Origin of the sequence: Micromonospora sp. WMMD987, assembly GCF_029581435.1 — a bacterium.
In the GTDB taxonomy this organism is placed as follows: domain Bacteria; phylum Actinomycetota; class Actinomycetes; order Mycobacteriales; family Micromonosporaceae; genus Micromonospora; species Micromonospora rifamycinica.
Genome location: NZ_CP120861.1, coordinates 4,598,499 through 4,621,068, shown reverse-complemented (window position 1 = coordinate 4,621,068; position 22,570 = coordinate 4,598,499). Strand labels below are relative to the sequence as shown.

Here is a 22,570-nt window from a genome sequence, read left to right as displayed (position 1 = left end):
CCGGTTTGTTCCCCGGCTGTCGCCTCCGTCCGGCGTGTTCTGCGCCGAGAGCCGACATGACGTCACATTGCAATAACCTAAGGTGATGATCGAGTTGGTCAATCGGGTAGCAGGGAGAGCAGTGCCGCGGGCTCGGTAGCGCCGAGCAGGCTCAGCCCTACCGTTACGGGTGCCTGGGTCAGCAGTTCGGCGATCAGCCGCCGGGACTGCTGCAGCGAACCGGAGTGCCGGATGCGTGCCCGCATAGCTCGCTGCCATGGGATGTCGTCGCCGATGGCAGCAGTGATGGATCCGGCGAGTTCTTCGTTCCCAGCGTCGGCGAGAATTTCCACCAGGTCGGCCAGGGCGTGGGCCTTGAGCCACGCGGGTACCGCTTCGCCGGTGGCGAGTTGGACTGCCAGCGACCATTCGCCCGCAGCGGCGGCAGGGCCGACCAGTTCTGCCAGCGCCGTCATGCGTTCCTGTGGATCATCGATGCGTTCGATGAGGGAGATCGCTGCCTTGATGTCCCCGTGGACGGCTGTGGCCCGGGCCACGACACGCAGAGCCTTGTCGCGATCCGGCGGATAGCCTAGGGATTCGGCGAAGCTCAGCGCTCCGGTCAAGTCCCCGGCATCGGTGAGGGCGTCCACGGCGGGTAGCGCCAGCAGTGTGGGCCATGACCCGGCACCGGTTTCGGCGAGGCGGACGAGTTCACCGGCCAGCGCCGTGGCCTGCTCACCGGGACCGGTCGCGGTGACGAGAGCCCCCAACGCTTTGCCCCGGTACATCGGTGCGTCGATCTGATCGAGGAATCGTCGCGCCTGGTCGACTCGGCCCAGTTCCGCGGCGAGGACGGCGAGATCGGTGACGATCCCGTCGCGGGCGGTCTGCGTGGCCGCGTCGATCGCCCGGGTGACCGCATCGGGTACGTCGAGCCGCAAGGCGATGCGGGCTGCCAGGCCCGCCGCGTAGTCGGCGACGTTGGTGCCGGATGTCTCCGCCTGTGCCAGGGCCACGTGCTCGATCAGCCGGTCGCGGCCGGCATCGTCGGGTCCGGCGACCGCGAGTATGGAGTTCAGGACCTGCAACCGGTCGTAGGGGCCGGTGGGCAGCCTGGCGAGTTCGACCGCACGGTCGAAGTCGATCACGGCAACCGCCGTGGCGAGACTGCTCAGGGTTGCGAGGTCCATCGCGGACGACTCCGCCCGGGTGGCCGTCTCGGCGTCGCGCAGCAGGGTGCCGGCGCGATCGCGGTCGCCGAGGCGGCCGATGGAACGGGCGACGACGACGAGGGCCTCGGCGCGGTGGCGGGCGGTGTCTGCCCGGCGGGCGGTCTGCTCGGCGATGTCGAGTAGCACTGCGGCGCGGTCGTGGTCCACGGTGGTCGCGGCCTCCGCGACAGCGATGAGAAACGGCGTCGCCAGTTCGGCGGCGCCGCGCTCAGCGAACGCGCGTGCCCTTGTCTCGGCGTCGTCGAGCGCCAGCGCGGCCTGCTCCGGCCGACCGCCTTCGGCGAGGCCGTGGGCCAGCGCGGCGGCTCCGAGGATCCGGGCGCCGACGCCGATCGTGCGGTCGACGATGGCTTGGGCGGTAGGTGTCCGCCCGGCGGTGATCAGTGGTCGAACCAGGGTGACAAGGGCTTCTTCGGCGAGGAACCGCATCGAGTGTGCGGCGTTCATCGCCTGGTCCAGATCGCTGATGGCGGCACCGGCTGCGGCGACCGTCCTCAGCGCGGCCTCGCGGAGGAGTGCGTCCTCGACTGCATCGGCGGTGTGGCAGGCCGTGTTCAGTAGTGAGCGTGCCTGTTCCTGCTCGCCGTGAGCGTCGGTTGCCACGGCCAGTGCGGTCTGGATGACGGCCCGGTCGTGTCCGTCGGTCACCTGGTCGGCGATCCGGGTGATCTGTTCGACGGCCTCCCCGGTCGCGGGGGAGCCGCGATCGCAGGCTGCAGCGATCGCGCTGAGTGCCGTGGCGAGATGGTGCGGGGTGGCGATGTCGCGGCAGATGTCGCCAGCCCGGCCGAGTTGTCCTTGCCGGGCTGCCTCGGCGGCGACCTGCGCCAGGGTTTCGTCCGCTCGGAGGGTGATGCCCATTGCCTGTGCGCGGTCGAGGTCGCCCAGTTCGGCCCAGGCCACGGCCAGTGACCCGGGCAGCGCGACGTTACGTCTGACCAGTTCGCCGCGCCGCAGGGCCAGTTGCGCCATGCGGGTCAGGTCGGGCTCCGCGGCGGCGAGAGCGGCCTGCAGGGCCGATCGGATCTCGGCCAGCGCGGCCGCGTCGCTGCCGAGCACGGTGAGCATGCGGTCCTGCCGTTGCTGGTCACCGGCCAGGTGGATCAGTCGTTGCTGATCACCGGTGTCGCTCAGCATCCGGAAATAGGTGGTGAACAGGTATTCGGGTGTGTCGTCCGGCCAGCCGAGCGAAGCATAGCCTTCCGCCCAGCGGTGCAACCGGCTCCGGCACGCGATCAGCCGTTCGTCCCCGAGCCGGGTCAGGGCCTCTGCCTGTAGCTCTTCGTGGGCGAGCAGATAGACGTCAACGGAGCGGCGTGTCGGTCGGCGGGTGAACGTCCGCCCTGACGCCGTGTTGAGCTGGTCGAGCACGTCGACGGCGGGAACACCCATCAGCTCCGCAAGGTCTCGGCCGCTCAGACCGCCTCCGGCGCTGGCCACCAGCGCCAGCAGATCCCGTTCCCGCTCGGTGCCGTGGATCAGCCTGCGCAACTCGCGCAGGGCGTCCTCGCGGATCACCTGGGCCTCGGGGGAGGGGGCCAGCGTGCGGGTGACCGCCGGGTCACGCAGTGGATGATCTTCGGGCAGGTCGTCGGGCAGCGGAGGATCGGGCCGGCTGGTCACGATGATGCGCAGCGCCGGTGGCGGGTGGGACGGCAGCAGCGCGGCGACGCTGTAGGAGTCGGCTTCCGGAGTCACTCCCCGGTCCTCGTCGAGACCGTCGACGACGAGCACGAGGCGCTGTCGCTGTTCGGTGTGCACGTCGACTGCGTCGCGCAGCATCGCGAGCAGGTGGACCTCTCTGGTGGCGTTGGTCAGGAAGGCGGGTATCGGTCGGTCGAGGAGGTCCGCTAATTGTTCGAGCAGGACATCGGTGAAGGCGCGGCGATCGCTCTGGCCGGCGAACCGTGCGGTGAGGAAGAACGACAGCACGCGTACGCCCGGCGGCGGGTGCAGCACGAACCAGGACATCAGGGCCGACTTTCCGGCCCAGGCGTCGCCGTTCAGCCTCAGGTAGGCAGGGCCATCGGCGGTGCAGAAGGCTGCCAGATCGGCCAGGTCGCCGTCGCGGCCCGTCAGGCTGTCAGGTGCGATACGCCGGACCTGTTCGAGGTAGGCCGATCGCACCGGTGGAGTGAGCACGTTGATCGAGATGTCACCGAACACAGCTCCGGTGACTGCAACTCCACCGCTGTCGGCGGTGGCTTTCCCGGTGTCGCGGACGATCACCCGCGGTCGCCGCAGCCACTCCCACACGCTATCCATCGTGGCACAGCGGGCAAGGCGTCTGAAGTGTCGATTCAGGTGGTTAGATTCGGCCCGTCAAAGGTGGACACTGGAGGCATGAGTCCACGTCGTCTGGCGCTGCTGATCACCTGCCTGGCCGTGGCCGGCCTCGCGGCGACCTTCGCGATCGTCGGCTGGGACGAGACCGGCCGGATGGCCTCGGCGGTATCGGCATTGGCCGCAGTCGCCGCCGTCGGCGTAGCGGTATGGGCGGCCCTCGACGCCAGGCGCGACGACTCCGCGATCGAAGTGTCCGGCACCGGCGACGCCGAGGCACGCGACGGCGGAAGGGCCAACACCGGCCTGTCCGGTGATCCGGGCACGAGACGGCCGATCAAGATCAGAAAGACCGGTACGGCGAAGGCGACCGGGGAAGGTGGCGACGCCAACACCGGTGCCCAGCGGTAATCGAGTCCCCCGCAGGCAGTCGCTACGACAGCCGCTCCCTGCGGAAGAGGCTGTTACAGATCTTGAATGGTCAGGTTGTGTCGGGTTCGAGTGTCAGGCCGGTGTGAGCGAGGAAGCCGTCGAGTAGGTCGGTGCGGTACTGGATGCTCTTGAGACGGTTCTTGATGATCGCCTGGAGGTGATCGACGCCAGTGACGGCGAGGTTGCCGATGCTGCGTTTGAGGTGGGACCACACGGCCTCGGTGGGATTCAGGTCCGGGGCGTAAGCGGGTAGTCGGATGACGGTCAGCCAGTCCCGGGCGTCGATCATCTGCCGCATGGCGGCGCTGACGTGGGTGTTGAGGTTGTCCCAGATCAGCACGATCGGGCCGTCGAGTTGTTGGTGGGCGGCGTCGAGGAGGGCGATGTAGTCGCGTTCGCTGAAGCTGCGCCGCTCGTTCTTGCGGCGGCGGTGCACGATCGTGCGGTAGATGAACCGCGACCGCTGGCCGGGCCGGTAGCAGGTCAGGCCGGCGATCGAGACCCGGCCGGAGCCCTTGCCCGACACCGGGACCACGGGTGTGTGCCCGCGTGGTCCCCAGGTGCGGGCCTTCGGTGGGCGCAACGTCTGACCGGCCTCGTCCTCGAAGACCAGCCACGCCTGCCGCTGCGCCGCTACCGTTTTCCCGCCGGCCACGTCTCCCGCCGCCACGTGATGATCGCGGCCTCGTCACGCTCGACCGCACGATGCGCGGGGACCTGCACCGACCAGCCCAGCCGGTACATGATGTTCGCCGTCCCGCGCAACGTGTACCGGGTGTGGAACTTCCGGGCGATCAGGTCCGACACCCGGGCCAGGGTCCACCGCTGATCGACGCCGAACCCGTGCGCCGCCGGCCCCTCGTCCAGGGCGTCAGCCAGCCGCCGCAGCCGCCCCTCGTCCAGCCGACACCGCGACCCGCCAGGCCCTTTCGACGCCAGAGCCTGTTCACCACCGGCCCGCCACCGCTTACGCCACCCGTACACCGCGGTCCGCGACACCCGCAGCCTCCGCGCGATCTCCGGCACCGACACATCCTCGGCGAACCACCCGGCAGCCTGCCGCCGTACCGCCTCACGCTTCGCCCGCCCCCGCGCAGACAACCCACCTCCATCGGGATACCTCATCCCATCGAACTACCCCAACCCAACGTCGCCACACAGGCCACATCGGACGAACCTGACCATTCAAGATCTGTAGCGCGGCCAGCCGGTCATGGCTTGCGACAGCATCACCTACCGGCGTCTGGTGCGGTGAACGAGACGCGGGGAGAGAACTCGCTGTCGAGCCCAACTCGTGAGAGGGACTGCTGATGCCGTTGCTGCAGCTCGACGGCTGCTTCCAGCTCACCCAAGTCGATGAGGGCACGGCCGGCGAGCCCATGTAGGTCGGCGTTGTACGGGTCGATGTGGATGCCGTCCTGCAGCAACTGTAGAAAGCGGTGCGGATCGGGTTCCTTGGCGGCGAGGGTGGCGCACAGGTCGATGATACGGCGGCGGGTTGCTTCGCGGTGAGGGTCGAGCCATGGCCAGGTGCGGGTGGTGGCGAGGTCCGCGGGATAGGCGTCGAGCACGGTCTGCCAGGCAGTGGCGGTGTGGGTGAGGGTGAGGGTGGCGGCAGCCTGGTGGATGGTGGCGTGAAGTTGCCACAGGTCGACGTCGATGTGCGCGGGGTTGAGGCGGTAGTGGTTATCGGAGTGGTCGATGACGGGTAGGTCGTTTGTGCTTCGGATGGTGCGGCGGAGGTCGCTGAGGGCGGTGTAGAGGCGGCCGGTGAGGGAGTGGCGCGGCAGTCCCGGCCAGATGGCGTCGGTGAGTTGTGCGGTGTCGGCCCCGTTGGGGTGGACAGCGAGGTAGACGAGGATTTGGAGGCCGGCGCTGCGGCGGATGGTCAGGGGTTCGCTGTCGATGAGCAGTTGCGGGTCACCCAGGACGCGCAGATAGAGCCGCTGCCGGGACGTCGGGGACAGGCGTGAAGTTCCGTGCCGGGCGACCTGTCGTGACAGTGGCAGCTCTGGTGGTCTCGCGTAGGGGAGTGGTGAGCGTCCGCTGTCGGGGTGGGGTGGTGTCGAGTCGGGACCGGCGATGACGGTGAGGAGGTCGGTGGTTGCCGTCTGGTCCAGGACGCACAGCCGCGGGCTCGGCTTACCGGGGTGGTATGGGCCGTGCAGGTGACCGGTGGAGTCGGCGTGCCAGTTCGGCCCATCCGGCCGTTTCCCCAGAACGACCAAGAGGGCAGCGGTGGCGGTGCCTGTCGCGGCGAGTTGTGTCAACTGCTCTTCGTCGCCGTCGTGTTCGTTGAGAAGCACGATCGTCCGATGGTTAGGCCCACTCGACAGCTCGTCTGGACGCTGACCAGGGGAGGACTCCTCAGTGGCAGGGCCGTCTGGTTGGAGTAGGTATGCTGCTTCGTCAACGGTGTCGACGATCGTCAGCGGCAGGCGTGGCCCGAGCGTCTCCGCGGCCGGTCCGAGAAGGTGTGCCAGCGTTGCCTTGGTGATGATCAACGAGCTCGCGCTAGGGTCTCGCCCGGCCAGGATGGCGGTGACCAGCAGTCCTCGTCCGACGGGCAGTGCGCCCGGTCCGGTTAGGCCCACGCCGCCAGCCGGCAGGGCTGCGAAGGGGGCCGTGCTTCCGTCCGACGGCGGTGCTGGGGGAGTGTCGGCGAGGGCGGCTTGGACGGCGGTGACGGTGGGCGGTAGTGGGGTGAGGTCGGTGTCGTCGGGGTGGGTGGGGTGGGGTTGGTAGTCGCGGCGGCGGCGTAGCCAGATCAGTGCTGCGGCGGCGGTGACCTGCTCGGCGACGTTCCGGGGCAGCCAGCCACCGGCAACCGTGACCCCCTCCTCGCGTACGGCCTGGTCGCGATGGTCGTCCGGGGTGCTCTCGTCGTGGAAGGTAGCGGTGCCTGTTGCTGTGGGCTGTGGCGGTTGCGGTGGCGTGGTGGTGACGGTGTTGGTGGTGACGCCGAAGACGGCTGCACCGGCCATCCCGCTGGCCGTCGCCTGCAGAGGGGTAGGAAGGGGTACCCGCCGTAGCCATGCCGTGGTCGCGCGGAGGCGGACGATGGTCCGGACCGCGACGGTGTAGGCGACGAGCAGCCAGATCAACCACGCGCCGATGGCGAGTCCGGCGGTCAGGGTCTCTTCGGTCAACGGCTGCTGCAACCAGGCTCGTAACTGGTCCGTGGTGGGCCAGCCGCGAAGGGGCGGGCCGATCACGGTCAGGAGCACCACCGGCGGGCCGACCAGGAACGCCAGGACGAGCAGCAGCGACATCAACTGTCGTGGCCAGCGCATGTCATCCGCCTCGACCTGGTGGGCTGAGGGCGGTGGGGCCGGTGGCGGGGTGGAGGAGGCGGGTCCACACGCGTGCTGCCCACCAGACGGTGATGGCTATGGCGTAGCTGACGCCGAGGATGCCGGTGGATTGTCCGGTGACGATCGCGGCGCTGATCACCGCTACCGGGGCGGCGAGCACGATCCGGAACATCAGTGGTGTCACGAGCGCCATGACGATGCCGATACCGAGGAGGAGCCCGCCGATGCGGGCGGTGAGGTCGATCCACACCACCAGGTGCGGCCATCGGTCGGCGGTGCGCGCGTACTGGATGAGTCCCATGCCCACAGCGGCGGTGACGACCGAGCCGGTCGGTGTGGCCAGGAGCGCGGACCAGCCGCCGGAGGGTGTACGCCATTGTCGGGCGGCCATCATCGCCATGACCACCGCGAGGATGGCGGTGGGGGCAATCGGCCAGAGTGCCCAGGTCAGGAAGCCGCGCAGGGGTAGGCCGAAGTACTGGCTGATGACGACGGCGTAGAGGGCGGCGATGGCGACGCCGAGGGAGACCCCGGCGAGGATGCCGATGCTGACCTTCCCGCCTTCGGTGCGTAGTTCGGGGGTGGGGCTGCGGGCGGCGATCAACGAGCCGAGGACGGTGCCGGCTGCGATGCAGGCCACCAGCGCGAACACCGCTGCCATCGTCAACTCGCCCAGGTTGAACAGGACGTAGTAGTGCACGCTCAGGGTGTTGTTGCGTTCGGCGGTCAGCAGCGCCTGCCACAGCAGCGCCAGGGACGCGAGGCCGGGCACCGCGATAGCGACGGCCCGCTGGATCGGCGGCACCGGCACCTCCACCGCGGTCACCCCCGCTGCGGGAGCGCCCACCTCGGCGGCGCCCCGCGCTCCGACGAGTTGAGGCTCCGCCACCAGCACTGGAGCGATCCCTGTGTGCTCGGCGATGGCGGTGTCCAAGCGTGGAAGTTGGGCGCTGCCCCCGACGCAGTAGATTCCCGCGAGGTCGCCGGGGGTCAGTTCGGCGGCGGCGATGCACTGCTGGGTCAACTCCGCGACCCGTCGTACAACCGGCTGGGCGGCGGCGTCGAGCATGGCGCGGCCCGCGATCACCGGGTGGTGGCCGGCGACCGGCACGGTTACCGCCGGGTGCGATCCTAGGGTTTCCTTCGCGACCCGGACGGTTTCCGCCATCGTCCACTGGCCCATACCGCCGGCAGGTACCTCCCGGCCGTGGAGCACAGCAGAGGTCAATGCCAGGTCGACGGCAGCACCACCGGCTGCAGGGTCGGCGAGCGTGGCGAGGACCTCGAACCCTGCCGGGCCTCGGCGCAGCACCGTCACCTCGGCACCCGCGCCGACATCACACACGACAACGAAGGATCCGACCGTCAGCCGTACACCGGTGGCCACCAGGTGCTCCGCGACGGCCACCGGAGCCTCCACCAGGCGCGGCTGCCCGAGACCTGCCTGGTGCGCGACCTGTCGCATCCAGGTACGCCGACGCGGCCCCCACCCGGCCGGCACCACCAACCGCACATCCCGCACCGGCTCACCAACAACACCCTCGGCCTCCGCAGCAGCCCGCCGCAACGGCGCCGCCGCCAACTCCACCGCCTCAGCGCCGTCGACGACCGACTCGCCATCGCCGGTACGACCTGGATTCGATACGAACCGGTGCGGCTGCGCCTCGGCGGCCTGCCACGCCCTCCGCCCCGTCCACACCTGCCCGCCCTCGGCCAGGAACAGGCCACTGGGCAGATACGGCAGGCCATCGAACGGCAACACCGAAGCCCCACTATCAGCCCACGCCAACACGGCCACGGTGCTCGCGCTACCGCAGTCGATCGACAGCCGCGCTCCCCCCGCCCCCATGCACGTAGTCAAACATGAATGCCCATTCAAGTCACCTCCTGATCACGCACGAGAATCAAGGCTGGTCCGGCTCGTGGAACCCCTCCGCCTGAGTCCGAAGGGGAGAGCGGGGCGGTCTCGGCAGGTGCGCGTGGAGGTGACGACGGTGGCCAGTTCGCTCAGGGGGTGGACTGGGCACTGAAGGCGGAGGGACTGCGTTGCGGTCGCTGACGGGTTCTGAGTTGGCGAACACCATCCTCTGCAACCGGCCTGGGACTATTCGCAGCCAATCCCGTCGCCGTCCCGGTCCAGTTTCCGTGAGTACCCGGGGTCGCCGCGTCGGATCGGGGCCGCACCTGCCGCTCGTACCGCCGTGCAGTTGGCGTAGTACACGTTGCCGTTGGTGTCGTCGTAGCCGCCCAGGTCGCCGTTGCCGCCGCCCGGTTCGCAGGCTTCCCCGTCGCCGTCCCGGTCTAACTCGGGCCGGTAGCCGGGATCCCCCTCGAACAACGGGGCGTCATCGGCCGCCCTGACCGCGTCGCAGTTCTTGTAGTAGAGAGCAGGCTTCGGCTTGCTGGTCTTCTTCGGGGTCGGGCTCGGGGTTGGGGTTGGCGTGTCGGCAGGGGTGGGGCTGACGGTGGCGAGTGCCCCGCCGAGCTTCCGTACCTCCACCGTCGCGGACACGGTCGGCGCTGACACCGGCTTCGTTTCGTCGTTGTCGCTGAATGCGCCCATAAGGCTGCTGCCGCAGCAGCACACGCCGAGTAGTCCGGCGAGGGTGATGCCGATGGTTTGTTTGGTGGTGAGTGCTTTCGTTGCCGGCCGAGTGTGCTGGTGGTGGTCGAGGTGGCGGGATGGTCCGTTTAGACGGGCGTCTGTCGAGTAGACGACTGCGGGTCCGGTGGCGGCGACCCCGCAGCGCGCGGGATCTGCGTTCCATCTCCGGACCACGGCATCGGCAGTAACATCGCCTGCCGGGCGAGCGGGCCGCCGCCGACTGCTTTTCCGGTCGTGCCGTTGCTGCCGGCCCGCCAGCAAAGCGGCGGCGTATTGGCCGGACCGTGGAACCGTCTCCCCGCCCGTAGCCGTGACGGCACACGCTGACCTGGACATCGAAGTGCACCGACGTATGTATAGATCGTTAAGGTTCACCTGGCGGGACTCGGGGCAGACGTTTCTTGGCCTGGCCTGCGGTGAGCCGGACAGGCAGGTGTGCGATGCCGGACTGGGCGTCCTCACGCCTCGACAAACTCATACACATCGGAGTGTCCGTATGGCATTGATGTGGACGATGCCGGTCTGCTGACGGGAGCACGCACCGGTTAACGTGGTGTCATCAGATCATCGCTGGGGGTGGGTTGGTGCGGCCGAGTCGACGTCCACCGATCTTCCTCCAGCTGTCGCTCCTGATCATCGCGGTCCTGCTGGAGATCACGGCGAACTTCTTCGCCAACGATGAGTCGTCGCCGCTGGCTGCCGGCATCCGTGGGGCCGCCGGTCCGGCGTTGATCATCTTGTTGGTGGTGCTGATTGTCGGTAACGGCCTGGTGTTGTGGTGGCAGGCGCCGCGTAGCCCTCGGCCGGTGTGGCGGGCGGATCGCAGTCCCTATCCCGGGCTGTCCGCGTTCACCGAGCAGGACGCGTCGGTGTTCTTCGGCCGAGGCGAGCAGGTCACGGAGCTGGTGCGACGGCTGCACGAGTTGGGTGTGGAGGGGGCTGACCGGTTCCGCTGTGTCACGGGGGCGTCTGGCAGTGGCAAGTCGTCGTTGGTACATGCGGGGGTCGTTCCTCGCCTACGTGGGGACCGGTGGCAGGTGTTGCCGGCGGTCACCCCGGCGGGTGAGCCGCTGGGTGGTCTCGCTGACCTGGCGGTCACGCTGGGCGCCGCGGACCGGGCTTCCGCGTTGCGTGAGGTGCGGACCCGTCCCGATGGCCTCGCCCGTCAGGTGGCGGCGTGGCGGACCCGAACGGGGCATCGGCGTGGACGTGTCCTGCTGACTCTTGACCAGCTCGAAGAACTCGTCACCTTGTCCAGTGCCGCCGAGCGGGCCGCCTTCCTGGGGCAGGTCGCCGCCCTTTTGGAGGCCGACCGTCGGGTCTGGGTTCTGGCGACGATCCGGGTCGAGTTCCTCGCCGACCTGCTTGCGGGGTCGCATCCGGAGCTGTTCGCGAACCCGGTGGCGTTGGGCACCATGCGCCCGGCGGATCTCGTCACGGTCGTTGAGCAGCCTGCCCAACTCGCCGGAATGCGGTTCGAGGACGGCCTTGTCGATCAGATCGTCGCCGATACGGCCACGCCGGATGCGTTGCCGCTGCTGGCGTACCTCCTCCAGGAGCTGTACCTCGCGGCCGGTCCGGGCCGGGTGGCCACGCGTCAGGCATACCAGGCGCTCGGGGGAGTAGCGGGGGCGTTGGGCCGGCAGGCCGACGTGGTGCTGGCGGAGGTACGTCGTGACAGCAGCACCGACGATGTCCTGGCCACCCTGTTGCGGCTGGTGGCGATGGACGGTGTCGAGCCGACCCGTCGTCGGGTGCCGTTGCGGGAGTTGTCCGCTGAGCAACGGCGAGTGCTCGATGTCTTCACTGATGCGCGGCTGCTGACCACCGATGTGCTTGACGGTGAACCGTATGTGCAGGTGGCGCATGAGGCGTTGTTCCGTCGGTGGGTGCCGCTGCGGCAGCAGGTGCAAGCGCGGGCGGAGCAGTTGCGGCGGCGTACCGAGTTGGAGCGGTGGGCGGCGGACTGGGTGCATGCCGGTCGTAGCGGCGACTACCTGTTGACCGGGGATCGGTTGGCGTTGGCCGGCCATTGGCTGGAGGCGATGGAGTCGGCCGGCCAAGACAGCCCGGCCGCTCGTGCGCTGGTGGACGCGTCGCGGAGCAGGGACACGGCGTTCCTACATCGGGTGTCGGAAACGATCGGCCGGTTCGCGCTCGGCAACGTGGACCGGTTCCCGGAGTTGGCGGTGTTGTTGACGTCGGCCGCGCTGCGGGAATGCCCGCCCACACCGGTCGCGCGTCGCGCGTTGATGGCTGCGCTGGCGTTCAGCCACACCGAGGCGGTGCTGGCCGGACACACAGACGCTGTCCGAGGGGTCGCGTGGTCGCCGGACGGCGCGCACGTGGCCACCGGGTCGCGGGACGGCACCGCCCGGATCTGGCATGCCGACACGGGCACGGTGGTGCGAGTGCTGCGGGGGCACTCCGGGATGGTGGAGGCCGTCGACTGGTCGCCGGATGCCCGCCGGCTGGCCACCGCCTCCCGGGACGGCACGGTCCGGGTGTGGGACGCCGCCACAGCGGCTACGGTCGTTGTGCTGCCCTGCGGTGAGGTGGCCCGTGGGGTCGCGTGGTCACCGGACGGCTCGCTTCTGGGCGGGTCGAGCCGGGACCAGGCGGTGCAGGTGTGGGACACCACGACCTGGCAGCTCACCACCCGTCTACTCGGCCACGAGGGTGACGTGTGGGGTCTGCGGTTCGCTCCCGATTCGCAACGGCTGGCGTCCGCCTCCCACGACCGGTCCGTCATCGTCTGGGACCTCACGACCGGCCGCCCCGAGCAGCGGCTGACGGGACACGGCGACTTCGTCGAGGCCGTCGCCTGGTCTCCCGACGGTACTTGGCTCGTCACCGGGTCCGGTGACCAGACCGTCCGGGTGTGGGACGTGACGACCGGCGAGACCCGGCACGTGATCGGTAGTCAGGGCGCACCGGTGTGGTCGGTCGCCTGGGCACCGGACGACCGCACGATCGTGCTCGCCACCGGCGACGGCAACATCCACGTCTGGGACGTACGACGGTTGCGGGAGGTGGCCGCACTACGCGGACACGCGCAGGTGGCCTGGTCCGTCGCCCTGTCGCCCGACGGGCGACGGGTGGCCAGCGGCTCGGGTGACGGCACCGCCCGGATATGGACGATCCAACCACGCGGGGCCGAACAGCAGGTGCTCACCGGCCACGAAGGGCCGGTCACCGCCCTGGTGCTCGACCGCACGGCGCGGATCGTCACCGGGGGCGCCGACGGTACCGTGCGGGTCTGGCAGCCGGACGGCACCGCCGTGGTGTCGAGCTGGTCCGAGCCGGTGGTGGCACTGGCCTGCTCACCGACGGCTGACACACTGGCCGTCGCCCTGCGCGACGGTGCGGTTCACCTGATCGGCACCGACGACGACGTACGTCTCGACGGCGAGGCCGAGTCGCTGGCCTGGTCCCCGGACGGATCGCGGTTGGCGGCCGGCTGCAAGGACAACTCCGTGCGGGTGTGGGACATCCACACCCGCAGTTCCGCAGGCGTGCTGCGCGGCCACGCCGACTGGGTGAGTGCCTTGGCATGGTCACCGAGCGGTCGTTATCTCGCGTCCGGCTCCGACGACCGGACCGTGCGTGTCTGGGACATCGAACACCCCGGCGACAGCACCGTCCATTCCGGGCACCAGAACTACGTCGACGGACTCAGCTGGGCACCGGACGAACACCGACTCGCCACCTGCTCCGCCGACTGGACCATCCGCGTCTGGGACCTCACCGGCACCGACCGTCCCCTCGTGCTCAGCGGTCATGAGAAGCGGGTCCGCGCGGTGGCCTGGGCACCGGACGGCCAACGGCTGGCCTCCGGCTCCGACGACCGTACCGTCCAGGTCTGGGACGTCGACGACAACCAGGGTGAGGTGATCGGTGTCCACCGCGACGGCGTGACCAGCCTGGCATGGCTACCCGACGGAGCCCACGTCGTCACCGGCTCGGCCGACGGGACCGCCCGTGTATGGGCCGACTCCGTCGACCCGGACGAGCTGACCACCCGAGCCCGCACCCGGGTGTTCCGCGCGCTCACCGACGACGAGCGGCGAACCCACCTGCTTCCGGGCAGCGGGAACTCATAGCGTCTGCTCGACCTCACGGGCTTCTTCATCCACCAGGTAGTCGCCCGGGTCCAGCCCCAGCGTCTTGCGGCGGTCCGAGGCCCAGTAAGCGGCATTGGCCTCCTCGAACGACTCGGGCCCGTCATGGGAGATCACCCAGATGTGCTGACTCCGCGTAGCGTCCTTCCAGGAACCGTGGATGCCGAAACCAAGATCACGCCGCAGCGGCACGACCAGGCGCTGCCATTGGTCCACCCACTCGTCGAGCAGCCCCGCCCGGACAGTATAGATACGGATCTGCACCGTTCTCGCCATGCCACCACCCCCACCAAAGCCGTGCCGAGCCCTCTGTCACCGACCATAACCGAACCCGCCGATCCGGAGGCGACTCAGATCCAGGGCGGCGCATAACGGTAGAGAGCGGACAGCATGAGATCGAGAAGATCCGCCCGTCGGGCACTCATGACCGCTGCTGGCGTACGGACACCGGAACGGAAAGTCGATTCCATGACCCCGACTCCACCCTCGACGACCCAAGCCGACCGGACCACCTGCGGGTGATCGAAAGCGACCCCACCCGGCCCGAGCCGGACGGCACCCGCAGCGTCCACCCGGCAAACGTGCCCCCGCCGCCCCGCAACCCGCTGCGTCGATCCGACCGGGTCGCCCAGGCCATCGCGGAGGCCAGCGTTCGCCGGCAGGCCGCCATCGCCGCGTACCAGGCCGCCCGAGAGTCAGCCGGCGAATGACCGCCCCGTACCGGCACCTGACCACCGCATGAAGCCGCTCGCGCCTGCGCCCAGGAAGCCATCTACCGCGCAAGCCCACGTCTGCCCCACGACCCGCCGACCCCTGGGGCGGCGCAGGGCACCCAGCACCGCCGCTCACCCCACGAAGCTGGGCCATCCCACCACCGATCGTCGGACCGGTCACCCGACTGCCCACCGGCCTGCCGGTGTCGGGTAGGCGACCGGGTGCGGGGGTGCCGTGGTGGGAGTGGCAGTTGATGATGAGAGGGTGACGGGTTGGAACTGGGTGAGGGTGCTCGGCGGGGTCGGGGTAGGAGTGGTCCTGGGTGGCCTGGCGGTGTTCCTGGTGGTGGCCGGACTGGACGACGCGGACAAGTACGCCAGTGTGATCGGGCTGTTCGTCGGTATCGCCGCGCTGTCCGCGACGGTGTGGGGAATCGTGTCCGGCCGACCCGCCCCTGGCCCGCCATCGCCGCAGGCACCGGTGGCGGGGCCGCAGCGAGTCGAACGGTTGGACGCCGGCCGTGACGTGGATGTGGTTGACACGGTGCGCGGCAACCTGCGGGTGGGAACCGCGCCGCCGTCGGTGACCACCCCACCGGCTGGCCCGGCCGGACAGATGCCGGGATCGGTGCCGCCGGTGGTGCCGGGCGAGCAGGAGGTACGTGATGTGCGCGCCACCGGCGCGATCCGGATCATTCGCGGGGTCGACGGCGACGCGGACATCAGCTCGTGACCCTGCCCATGTGGCCAGGGCCGCCGGGGTCGGCGGGGGCGGCGCCTGAGCCGGCGAGCGGGTCGGGGTCGACGGGTGGTCAGCGGCTCGACAACGTGGTCGTGTTCGGTGATGTGATCATGGTGTCGGGGGTGGGCGGCGACGTCACGATTACCACTGCTCGGCCGCCGTACCGGGCGGAGGCGTTCCCCACGACGGTGGAGACGGTGGCCGTGGAGCAGGCGCGGCAGCGTCCGAGCCAGCTGTTGTTGGCCCAGCATCGCGTGGTGCCGTTCGTCGGACGTGACAGCGATCTCGCCGAGGTGGCGCAGTGGATGGGTCGGCCGGGTGGGGTGCTGGTGCGGCTGCTCCACGCTGCCGGAGGGCAGGGAAAGACCCGGATGGCGGGGCATGTCGCCGACGCGTGCGCGCAGGCCGGGTGGACGGTGTGGCGGGTGCTGCACGAGCCGGAGTTCACCGGCGGCTACCGGATGGACCTGCCTGCCGGCGGTGGGCTGCTGGTCGTCGCCGACTACGCCGACCGGTGGCCGGTGTCCCATCTACAGAGCCTGCTGACCCACCTGAAGAGCATGAACGTGCAGGCCGGCGTCACGGTGCGGGTGTTGCTGCTGGCCCGCTCCACCACGGCATGGTGGCCGGCGCTGCGCAACCGGCTGCGCAGCGACCACCAGGTCGAGGCCACCAGCCAGCCGCTGCCGCCATTGGGGGAACAGGTCGACCGGGGGGTGTTGTTCCGGCAGGCCCGTGACCGGTTCGCCACCGCAATGGACGTCACCGACGCCGACCGGCTCCGACCGCCGCCGAACCTGGCCGAAGACGCGTTCCGGCAGGTGCTGTCCGTGCACATGGCGGCCCTGGTCGCCGTCGACGCTCACCGCCGCAACACGACAGCGCCGACCGGGCCGCACGCGTTGTCGTCGTATCTGTTGGACCGCGAGCGTGACCACTGGTACGCGCTGCACCACCGCCCGGTCGAGCCGCGCCAGACACCACCAGAGGTGATGGGCCGCACGGTGTATCTGGCCACCCTCACCGCCGCCGTGCCCCGCGACACCGCCACCGACCTGCTGCACCGGGTCGGGCTCACCGCACCCGCCGCCACCACGATCATCGACGACCACCGGTTCTCCTACCCACCCGAGGACGATCGCACCGTCTTCCAGGCGTTGCAGCCCGACCGGCTCGGCGAAGACCTGATCGCCCTGTCCACACCCGGCCACCGGCACACCGGAGACGAAGACGGCTGGGACAGCGACGACTGGGCCGCTGCCGCCGTCGAGCAGCTGCTGCGCTTCGACACCGATCCGCCGCCGTGGGCAGCGCACGCCGTCACGGTGCTGGTGGAGACTGCCCGCCGCTGGGACCACGTGGCCACCGACATCCTGTACCCCGTCCTGCGCACACACCCACACCTGGCTCTGGCCGCCGGCGGCACCTCCATCACCCGACTGGCCACCATCCCGGGTGTCGACCGCGATGTCCTTGACGCCATCGCCGGGGTTCTGCCCACTGACCGGCACGTCGACCTGGACATCGCCGCCGCCGCCATCACCACCGCCCTCACCCCGCACCGGCTGGCCGCCACTACCGACCCCGCTGCGCACGCCCGCCTACACGCCACCCACGCGTGGCGACTGGCCAACGCCGGCCTCCGCGACCAAGCCCTACCCCCCGCCGAGGAAGCCGCCGGTATCTATCGGCGGTTGGCGGAGGTGAATCCTGCCGCCTACCTGCCTGACCTTGCGGGGTCGTTGAACAGCCTCGGCGTTCTGCTGTCTGAGTTGGGTCGGCGGGAGGAGGCGCTGGTTTCCAGCGAGGAGGCTGTCACGATCCGTCGGCGGTTGGCGGAGGTGAATCCTGCCGCCTACCTGCCTGACCTTGCGATGTCGTTGAACAGCCTCGGCGTTCGGCTGTCCGGGTTGGGTCGGCGGGAGGAGGCGCTGGCTCCCGCCGAGGAGGCTGTCACGATCCGTCGGCGGTTGGCGGAGGTGAATCCTGCCGCCTACCTGCCTGACCTCGCGGGGTCGTTGAACAACCTCGGCATCTGGCTGTCTGAGTTGGGTCGGCGGGAGGAGGCGCTGATTCCCAGCGAGGAGGCTGTCACGATCCGTCGGCGGTTGGCGGAGGTTAATCCTGCCGCCTACCTGCCTGACCTCGCGGGGTCGTTGAACAACCTCGGCGTTCTGCTGTCTGAGTTGGGTCGGCGGGAGGAGGCGCTGGTTTCCAGCGAGGAGGCTGTCACGATCCGTCGGCGGTTGGCGGAGGTTAATCCTGCCGCCTACCTACCTGACCTCGCGACGTCGTTATGGGCGTACGGGTGGGTGTACGTGAACGTGAAGGCCAACTTCGTCGAGGCGCTGGAAGCGACCACCGAGGCGATCACCATCTACGGGCCTCTGGCCGAACAGCTGCCGGCCGTGTTCGCCGAGCGGCTGTTCGCCGCCTACCAGACCCTCGCCGATATCCTGGACGGACTGGGCCGGGCCGACGAGGCCGCAGAACTGCGCCAGCAGCTCGACGCGGCTACCGGCGGTGGCGCGGACCCAGGGTGACGGTTGTTTCTGCTTCGACTCCAACCCTCGACGAGGTAGGAATTCATAGCGACGTCTGTCGAAAAGCCCGGCACGGCGCAAAGACCGGCGAGAATCGTCGGCGCTTGCTCAGCGTAGTTCCCCGTGGCGCGGGGAAGGACGGCGTGCGGGGGTATCCGTAGGGTGGTGGGCGTGAGCGATGTGACGTTTGCCCGCCTCGGTGCGGAGGCTGCTGGCGGGTTGATGGATGAGCTGTGTGAGGTCTACGCGGACGCCTACGGGCAGGTTCCTGGCGAGGACGCGACGGTCAAGGTTGACGCGTTCCGGGGGCGGGCCACGGCGGCGCTGGGTGCGCGGAACTACGAGCTGGTCACCGCGCGGGCGGGGGACGAGCTGGTGGGGTTCGTCTTCGGGTACAGCCTGCGGCAGGACCGGGACTGGTTCGCGGGGCTTCAGCCGGCTCCGGAGGAGGGGTTCACCGACGAGCGGGGTGGCGAACGCACGGTGGTCCTGGCCGAGATCGAGGTACGTAAGGCATGGCAGGGTCGGGGGATCGGGCGCGGCCTGCATGATTCGTTCCTGAGGGGACGGCGTGAGGAACGCGCCACGCTGTCGGCCAACCCTGCCGCGACCGGTACTCATGCGCTCTATGAGGGGTGGGGCTGGCAGCGGGTTGGTGTCGTTCCTGGAGGTCCCGGTGCTTATTACCGGGAGTACGTCAAGTTTGTGCGCCCCCTGCGTTAGGTGAGGGGTGGCGAGCGGTAGGCGTTGATTGCCTGGTCGAGTTCCCGTACCGCTCGGGTGCGCTTCCACGGGTCGAGTCCGCGCCGCAGTTGCTGCACTCGCTGTTCGATACGGCGGGTCGAGTTCACCGAGGTCAGCTCCACGACTTCGGAGATGGTCTGGCAGGCGACACCGATGTTCTGCTGTTGCGCGAACGCCTCCGCGCGATACAGCAGGCGGAACGAGCGCTCGTGGAGATTGCCTTGGTCGCTGATCTTGAGGGCTTTCTCGGTTGCTGCCATGATTCGATCAGCTCCGTCGAACTTCAGTGCGTTCTGGGCATTGGTGGCCCAGTAGAAGGACTCGTCGTAGAAGTACCACCAGGACTGGCTGGGGCTCTGGTCGGCCAACGCTGCTTGCAGGGCGGCGTACTCGCGGTCGAGGGCTTGTTTGGATTGGTGGTTTTGGTTGTCGGCGGTGAGGGCGCGGACGGTGACGTCGGCGGCGTAGGCGCGGGCGTAGGGGCTGCTGGTCTGGTCGGCCCAGGCAGAGGCGGCTGCGGCGTGGTCGATGCCGATGCGGGGTTTGCCTTGCCAGGTGGCGAGGTGGCTCATGGTGCAGAGGATGTAGGTGACGAGTTCGACGGCGCGGGCGTCGTGGGCGGCGGTGCGTGCGTCGTCGTAGAGGCGTTGGGCGGTGTGGTAGTCGCCGGTGTTGAAGCAGAGCCACCCGGCGAGTTGGGTGAGTTCGGCGTAGGTGGCGATGGCGTGGTCGCGGTGGGGGCCGTGGGGTGCGGCTTTGGCCTGTTGTTCGGCGAGGCGTCGGTAGGCCAGGGCGGTGGGGAGGGTGGCGGCAGCGCCGAGGACGTCGCCCTGTTTACGCAGGTTGGGCATCATGGCTTCGCAGTGCGCGAGGGTGGCCGGCTCGAACCGTGCGGGATCGGTGAGCGTGGGTGCGGCGGTGGCGCTGTCGGTGAAGCCTGTCAACTCGGTCAGGGGCGCTGTCGCGGCGACGGCCAGTGCGGCGGTGAGTTTGCCGAGGAGGTCGCGTCGGGTCTGGGGGTGGGGTACTCGTTGCATCCACATGGTGATGACCTGCGCCAACTCTGCGAAGTTGACCTCCTCGGGTCGGCGGTACAGGCCGGCGGCTTCCGCTTGTGGCGGGGCGTCCGCGTCGGCGTTGGGGCGTCGACCGAGCAGGTCACGAAGCAGGATCTCTGCCTCGCTGGGCACCATGATTTCACCTGCGAGCCCGGGTTTCACCCCCTCGGTCGTGACGGGAGTCGATGCGGTGGCGGAGTCGAGGTGGCGGAAGCTCGGTAGGTCGGCCAGGAGGTCGGCGACGCTGCATTCGTAGAGTTCGGCGAGGCGGGCCAGGTTGTCCTGGGAGGGTGAGTAGCCGCCCTTGCCGGGCCAGATCTCCCAGTACGAGAAGCTCTTGAACGACTTGGGTTCGTTGGGCCAGCGCTGGTTCCATTCCTCGGCGGCTTTCGCCTGGCTCCATCCGCGAACGACGCGCAGCGCGACGCGGGGGTTGAGGCGGAACCTGTCGCGGAAGACGTCGGCGGTCTCGACCCATGTTCTTCCCGCTGACCGTAGTTCGGCGGCGAGGCGCGTTTGTTGCTGCCGCAGGCTTTCGGGATTCCCGTCGGTCATGTGCGGCCCTTCCGCGTCAGCCGTGCCCGTCGATGCTGCTGCACCACCGTACGCAATTCGGGCCGTCTATGTAACTTCCCCGCGACACGGGGAATCGGCGGTAAGGAAATCTCCCCACGATCACAGGTGGCGGCATGGGGACCACGTAAATGATCGTGGATGCCGTTGCCGAGCGACCGTGGTTCCGCGCCTTCTGTGCATTGCGAAGGAGGCGGACCTGCGGTGGTGCGGGAGGTGTTGTCCGATGCCAGCGTCGAAAGGGGTGGACGTGACGATCCACCGAAGGAAGTGGTTCATGCCCGCGCCTGATCTTGCCCAGTCGCTGACCGGTGCTGCCGCTGATCATGAGCGAGCAGCGGCGTACTTCTGGTCGTTCCTGCTGCTTCGGGGTGTGCGGTTTCTTCCGCGGCGGCTTGCGGCGGTGTTCTTCTCGACGGTGGTGGAGTTGATTGCGCGTGGGGGTGATCCTGCTGCGTATCGGGCTGGGCTGGTGGTGTTGGGCCGGCTGTACCAGCGGTTCGACCTGCTTCCGGGTGATGGGGCGGTGGTCGCGGCGGCGGTGGTGGATACGGTGCGGCGGTTCGCGGGGGAGTCGTGGGGGTCGGAGTCGGCCCGGGTGTGGGAGCAGGGCTGTCTCCGGGTGCTGGGTTTGGCCGAGCAGTCCGCCGAGATGCTGGGCGATGGTCCGCAGGTGACGTTCGGTGTGGTGGAGTCGGTGGTGTCGGCGGGTGCGGATCTTGCGGTGGTGTCGGTGCGTCCGGTGCGGCGGCTGCACTTCGTGGCAGGGGAGGCGTTGCCGGTGTGTTCGCCGCGGTTGCCGGGTCGGTGGCGGTGGTTGTCTCCGGCGAACGCGCCGCGTGTGGACGGGACGGTCGAGTTCCATGTTCGTGCCATTCCCGGTGGTGCCGTCTCACCGGTGCTGGTCGGGCAGGTGGCGGTGGGGGAGTCGCTGTGGTTGGGGCCGCCGTGTGAGGTGGGCCTGTCGGCGGCGACCGTCGGTGACGCGGATCTGCTGCTCGTTGCCGGGGGTACGGGGCTTGCGCCGTTGCGGGCGGTCGTGGAGCAGCTCGCCGCGTCGCGGGTGCGGCGGCGGGTGACGTTGGTGGTCGGTGCCCGTGACCTGTCGGCTTTATGTGAGATGGCGGGGTTGGAGGGGTTGCGGCGGGCGTATGGCGGTTGGTTGTCGGTGGTGTTGGTGTCCGGTGATGAGGGTGTTGATCCGTTGGCGGCGGGTGGTTTGTTGGGTGCGGTGTTGCTCCACTATGAGCCGGGTCGGGCCGTGGTGGTGTGTGGTCCGCCGCAGTTGATCGAGGAAGCCCGTACCTGGTTGCTGGTCGGTGGGGTGGCCTCTGAGGATCTGCGTCTGGCGGTGACGTTCCGGCATGGCTTCGACGTGGTGTCGTGGGCGTCGCGGCAACGTCACGCTGACACGGTGGTCGCTGAAGTGGCCGGCGGCGAGGCCGGGGAGGATCGTCGGGCGGGGGATGTGCCGTGACGCGGGTCGTGGTGTGCCGGGCGTCGGAGGTGGACCTCGATGTGCTGTCGTCGCTGGTGGCGGAGTCCCTGTCGGTCGGGCCGGTTGGCGGCTGGTTGGTGCCGGAGGCCACCGAGCGCCCTCAGGTGCTGTGGCGGTATGCGCGGTTGCTGGTGTCGTGGGGGTTGCGGCACGGCCAGGTCGACACGACGGGGGATCGGTCGGTGGTGGCGGTGTGGTTCCGGCGGGTGGAGGTGCCGGTGCCGTCGGCGGGGTGGATGTATGACCTGCACCGGACGCTCGGCGCGTATGCGTCGCGGTTCGCGTTGTGGCATGCGTATCTCGATGCGGTGGTGCCGCCGGTCCCGCATGCGTATCTCGCGCACCTCGCCATTTGCCCTGGTCGCGAGGATGCGGTGCGGGTGTTGTTGGCCGCCTGTCACCGGGTTCTCGACATTGAGGGGCTTCCGGCGTTTGCGGAGTGCCTGGGTGGTCGTCCTCGGGAGGGGGTGTTGGCCGGGTGTGGCTATGCGCCGAGGTTGCCGATCGGGCTGGAGCCGGGTGGTCCGGCCCTGTGGCGGATGTGGCGTCCTGCCCCCGACGCCGGCCGGTCGTGTGGTGGGTTTCCTCCTCGGGTCCGGTTGCGTCGTGGGGTGACCTTGCTGCGTGGCCGGCGTGTTTCTTCACTGCCTGGTCCTTGCTGAGCGTGCCCCGGTAGGGCGCTTTCCCGATTTGTAGCTGGTGTTGGCCGTGTGGCCCGCCGGTCGTCCCT

The 22,570-nt window shown here is 69.3% G+C and carries 16 protein-coding genes; 8 read left to right on the top strand and 8 right to left on the bottom strand.

The window, feature by feature from the left end:
- Positions 1-98: 98 nt before the first annotated feature.
- Positions 99-3,470, bottom strand: coding sequence for an NACHT domain-containing protein (locus O7612_RS19345; protein ID WP_282266250.1), 3,372 nt, complete (start codon positions 3,468-3,470; stop codon positions 99-101).
- Positions 3,471-3,506: 36 nt separating this feature from the next.
- On the opposite strand from O7612_RS19345, the gene O7612_RS19340 reads away from it, so the two are divergent.
- Positions 3,507-3,908 (top strand): hypothetical protein, encoded by a 402-nt coding sequence (locus O7612_RS19340; protein ID WP_282266248.1) that lies wholly within the window; start codon positions 3,507-3,509, stop codon positions 3,906-3,908.
- Between the two features lie 70 nt (positions 3,909-3,978).
- Here O7612_RS19340 and O7612_RS19335 read toward each other — a convergent pair whose 3' ends face one another.
- From O7612_RS19335 to O7612_RS19315, 5 genes are all read right to left on the bottom strand, one after another.
- Entirely contained in the window at positions 3,979-4,584 is a 606-nt protein-coding gene (locus O7612_RS19335; RefSeq protein WP_282265593.1) for an IS630 family transposase, read from the bottom strand.
- Positions 4,563-5,030, bottom strand: coding sequence for a winged helix-turn-helix domain-containing protein (locus O7612_RS19330; protein ID WP_231932599.1), 468 nt, complete (start codon positions 5,028-5,030; stop codon positions 4,563-4,565). The genes O7612_RS19335 and O7612_RS19330 overlap by 22 nt, the downstream gene beginning before the upstream one ends.
- 128 nt (positions 5,031-5,158) lie before the next feature.
- Positions 5,159-7,201 carry a hypothetical protein gene (locus tag O7612_RS19325; RefSeq protein WP_282266246.1) on the bottom strand — a complete coding sequence of 681 codons (2,043 nt, stop codon included), beginning with the start codon at positions 7,199-7,201 and terminating at the stop codon, positions 5,159-5,161.
- A gap of 22 nt (positions 7,202-7,223) precedes the next feature.
- A complete protein-coding gene (locus O7612_RS19320; RefSeq protein ID WP_282266244.1) occupies positions 7,224-9,005 on the bottom strand; it encodes an Hsp70 family protein in 1,782 nt (593 codons plus the stop codon).
- Positions 9,006-9,347: 342 nt separating this feature from the next.
- Positions 9,348-9,770, bottom strand: coding sequence for an excalibur calcium-binding domain-containing protein (locus tag O7612_RS19315; protein WP_231932592.1), 423 nt, complete (start codon positions 9,768-9,770; stop codon positions 9,348-9,350).
- Positions 9,771-10,432: 662 nt separating this feature from the next.
- Here O7612_RS19315 and O7612_RS19310 point away from each other — a divergent pair.
- On the top strand, positions 10,433-13,951 hold the full coding sequence (locus O7612_RS19310; protein WP_067304570.1) for a hypothetical protein: 3,519 nt from the start codon (positions 10,433-10,435) through the stop codon (positions 13,949-13,951).
- On the opposite strand, the gene O7612_RS19305 is transcribed toward O7612_RS19310, so the two are convergent.
- Positions 13,946-14,245 carry an NIPSNAP family containing protein gene (locus O7612_RS19305; protein WP_282266240.1) on the bottom strand — a complete coding sequence of 100 codons (300 nt, stop codon included), beginning with the start codon at positions 14,243-14,245 and terminating at the stop codon, positions 13,946-13,948. The two genes, O7612_RS19310 and O7612_RS19305, sit on opposite strands and share 6 nt — an antisense overlap.
- A 242-nt stretch (positions 14,246-14,487) precedes the next feature.
- On the opposite strand from O7612_RS19305, the gene O7612_RS19300 reads away from it, so the two are divergent.
- From O7612_RS19300 to O7612_RS19285, 4 genes are all read left to right on the top strand, one after another.
- Positions 14,488-14,679, top strand: coding sequence for a hypothetical protein (locus tag O7612_RS19300; protein WP_067304562.1), 192 nt, complete (start codon positions 14,488-14,490; stop codon positions 14,677-14,679).
- 268 nt (positions 14,680-14,947) lie between these two features.
- Positions 14,948-15,415 (top strand): hypothetical protein, encoded by a 468-nt coding sequence (locus tag O7612_RS19295; protein WP_157517482.1) that lies wholly within the window; start codon positions 14,948-14,950, stop codon positions 15,413-15,415.
- 101 nt (positions 15,416-15,516) lie between these two features.
- Complete coding sequence (locus O7612_RS19290) at positions 15,517-17,967, top strand: tetratricopeptide repeat protein (RefSeq protein ID WP_282266231.1); 2,451 nt, start codon at positions 15,517-15,519, stop codon at positions 17,965-17,967.
- Between the two features lie 222 nt (positions 17,968-18,189).
- Positions 18,190-18,690, top strand: a complete 501-nt coding sequence (locus O7612_RS19285; protein ID WP_157517691.1) for a GNAT family N-acetyltransferase — start codon at positions 18,190-18,192, stop codon at positions 18,688-18,690.
- Here the strand turns inward: O7612_RS19285 and O7612_RS19280 are convergent.
- On the bottom strand, positions 18,687-20,324 hold the full coding sequence (locus O7612_RS19280; protein ID WP_067315739.1) for a helix-turn-helix transcriptional regulator: 1,638 nt from the start codon (positions 20,322-20,324) through the stop codon (positions 18,687-18,689). The genes O7612_RS19285 and O7612_RS19280 overlap by 4 nt on opposite strands.
- A 262-nt stretch (positions 20,325-20,586) precedes the next feature.
- Here O7612_RS19280 and O7612_RS19275 point away from each other — a divergent pair, with 262 nt between their 5' ends.
- Both O7612_RS19275 and O7612_RS19270 read left to right on the top strand, forming a co-directional pair.
- Positions 20,587-21,819 carry an FAD-binding oxidoreductase gene (locus tag O7612_RS19275; protein ID WP_282266225.1) on the top strand — a complete coding sequence of 411 codons (1,233 nt, stop codon included), beginning with the start codon at positions 20,587-20,589 and terminating at the stop codon, positions 21,817-21,819.
- Positions 21,816-22,502, top strand: a complete 687-nt coding sequence (locus O7612_RS19270; RefSeq protein ID WP_282266223.1) for an N-acetyltransferase — start codon at positions 21,816-21,818, stop codon at positions 22,500-22,502. The genes O7612_RS19275 and O7612_RS19270 overlap by 4 nt, the downstream gene beginning before the upstream one ends.
- Positions 22,503-22,570 lie beyond the last annotated feature (68 nt).

What these genes read in the sequence shown, in the direction of transcription:
- O7612_RS19325 (WP_282266246.1), bottom strand. Translation starts at nt 7,201, where the DNA reads ATGTCGCTGCTGCTCGTCCTGGCGTTCCTGGTCGGCCCGCCGGTGGTG.
- O7612_RS19305 (WP_282266240.1), bottom strand. Translation starts at nt 14,245, where the DNA reads ATGGCGAGAACGGTGCAGATCCGTATCTATACTGTCCGGGCGGGGCTG.
- O7612_RS19285 (WP_157517691.1), top strand. Translation starts at nt 18,190, where the DNA reads ATGGATGAGCTGTGTGAGGTCTACGCGGACGCCTACGGGCAGGTTCCT.
- O7612_RS19280 (WP_067315739.1), bottom strand. Translation starts at nt 20,324, where the DNA reads ATGACCGACGGGAATCCCGAAAGCCTGCGGCAGCAACAAACGCGCCTC.